Here is a 256-nt window from a genome sequence, read left to right as displayed (position 1 = left end):
CGGTGCCGCACGACGGATGGGACAACCGGGCCTTCCGGCTCGGGGACGAGTTGAGCGTCCGGTTGCCGAGCGCCGGGGGATACCACGAACAGGTCGCCAAGGAGCAGCTCTGGCTGCCGCGACTCGCGCCGCTGCTGCCGCTGCCCATCCCGCAGCCGTTTGCCGAGGGGGCGCCGGTGGACGAGTACCCGCTGCCGTGGTCGGTTTACCGGTGGCTGCCGGGCATCCCGGCGGTGCTGCGCAGCGATATGTCCGG

The 256-nt window shown here is 72.3% G+C and carries 1 protein-coding gene; it reads left to right on the top strand.

Features of this window, described 5'->3' with window-relative positions; translation table 11 throughout:
* On the top strand, positions 1-256 hold a 256-nt coding region (locus ACPYOG_RS19965), incomplete at both ends, for a phosphotransferase (RefSeq protein ID WP_481295846.1).

This window comes from Leifsonia sp. HAY1-4F, from assembly GCF_056755275.1.
This window is presented reverse-complemented; position numbering and strand designations above follow the sequence as displayed.